Source organism: Candidatus Symbiopectobacterium sp. (assembly GCF_020054415.1).
In the GTDB taxonomy this organism is placed as follows: Bacteria; Pseudomonadota; Gammaproteobacteria; order Enterobacterales; family Enterobacteriaceae; genus Symbiopectobacterium.
This window is the reverse complement of record NZ_JAHWCO010000293.1, coordinates 1-1,975: the sequence shown is the minus strand read 5'-3', so window position 1 is coordinate 1,975 and position 1,975 is coordinate 1. Positions and strand designations below refer to the sequence as shown.

At 38.8% G+C, this 1,975-nt stretch carries 2 protein-coding genes; both read left to right on the top strand.

Annotated elements, in window-relative coordinates; translation table 11 throughout:
- The first annotated feature begins 205 nt into the window (after window positions 1-205).
- Window positions 206-370 carry a hypothetical protein gene (locus tag QZ506_RS08460; RefSeq protein WP_291970367.1) on the top strand — a complete coding sequence of 55 codons (165 nt, stop codon included), beginning with the start codon at window positions 206-208 and terminating at the stop codon, window positions 368-370.
- Window positions 371-814: 444 nt separating this feature from the next.
- On the top strand, window positions 815-1,735 hold the full coding sequence (locus QZ506_RS08455; RefSeq protein ID WP_291970365.1) for a helix-turn-helix domain-containing protein: 921 nt from the start codon (window positions 815-817) through the stop codon (window positions 1,733-1,735).
- Window positions 1,736-1,975: the final 240 nt, after the last annotated feature.

Here is a 1,975-nt window from a genome sequence, read left to right as displayed (position 1 = left end):
TTTCCGTGCCAGTTTTGGTTGAAAATGCTTGTCATCTTAGGTGTACACTTTTCTCATGAGGCCTAACTGCATGATTTTACGTTGCGAGGATCCTTCGTTTCACTGTGCTGCCAGCATAAAATCTATTTATTCAACAAAGCCGTTGAAAATGCTTGTCATCTCAGGTGTACACTTTTCTCATGAGGCCTAACTGCATGATTTTACGTTGCGAGGATCCGTCGTTTCGCTGGGCTGCCAGCATAAAATCTATTTATTCAACAAAGCCACAACTGTGGTGATCTGCTCCGATGATTACCCAAAAGTTCTATTTATTCAACAAAGCCGCTCACATTCACTGATACGGTTATATATATCATTTAGCAAAGTATGATTTAAGGTTCTGTAAAGATTCGGGTGAAAAAAACATAGAGACATAATAGCGGCCTAATTGAATATGGCAATGATGTAGCGTTGATTTTTTTATTTGTTGTTATGTTTTTCATTGTTGATTTGGTTATTTTATGCTTTTGAAGTAAAGAGGGCCTTGTTGATTTATTTTAATGTAATATCAATAACTTGACGTATTATTTAATATATTTTATAAAAAAAATAACATCTTGTGATTTTAAAGTTGAGGTGTATTACATGCAGCTCAGTTAAATATAATTATGATATTTAGATGATATATATAATATCTTGATTAATTTATTATTACATTTTTTGATGTGTCTTGACCTCTAGTTTTTAAGTGAATACTCTGGCCCTACACACCGCACGTATATCTATCGCGGGCTCGCTATATTCTAGAGCGTATGAGCTGCGCAGTTCAGTCAGTATGGCTGACGCAATTTTCTATAAATGTCATGCGAATTATACAGAGGTCGCTATGTCTAGAGAGCTTCAGAATAAGAGTATTGCCACTAATACAAGCTTCCAAAATTGTAAATACGCTCCTGGTTATAATGCAATGGTTGAAGATTCAGTTATCACGGATGAGACCTTTGTGGTTAATGACTCATTATTCTTTATCAGGCCATTAACCCCAGAGTCGACATTCACCTTTTCAATAATGAATAGTCGGGAACGCGTCACCTTCACGGGAGATCAGCCTGCGGTATTGGTGTCAAACAGCGCTATTGAGTTATCACTTCATGGCAAATGGCTGGTAGGACGATCGTTGATTACCCAGCTGGCGACCTTTTTAGCCTTCACTGAATACAGGTTTAAAGAGTCCTCTCGACTATGGAGAGCGAGTGCTGCGCCTTTACAACATAAAGTCCTCTTCGAAACAGAAAAAATCTTCTGCGCAGTCATTGATAACGCACAAATGAGTTTTATGGATTTGGTTTTTTGTCGTGACTTTATCAGTGACACAGATGTTATCAATAAACTGTGCCATTTCATTCGCGGTATTGAGAGCTACTGGGTTGCTCAGTTTTTGCTGGGTCAAGTTATTGATAACAGTAAAAGCATGAAGTCACATAAGCTGTATAATTCCTGTAAAGAATATGGTGTCTCAGAATCTTATTTCAGAAAGCTTTGTTATAACGCTTTTACCTGTGGACCGAAAAAACAGCTCAGAATGTGGCGGGCTGCATACAGTGCGTTGCAACTGATTGAGAATGATGAGTCGATTGCGACCGTGGCCTGGAATAACGGCTATGCATCGTCGTCCCATTTCTCCACAGAAATCAAAACGCTTTTTGGTATAACGCCTCGGGAATTCAAGAAGTTGGAAGGCTTTCTGAATGAATAGAATAGGTAAAATGGATTTTTATCTACTAGGGGTTGTTATAGGAATCATCATGGTTTTTCGGCTTTGTTGAATAAATAGATTTTATGCTGTCAGCCCAGCGAAACGACGGATCCTCGCAACGTAAAATCGGCTTTGTTGAATAAATCAGAACTTGTAACGACTGCGCCCCATACGGGTCGATTGTTACGTGATGCGAATACTGTTCGGCATTCCTAATAGCGTGATCCGGTTAAGCGCTTT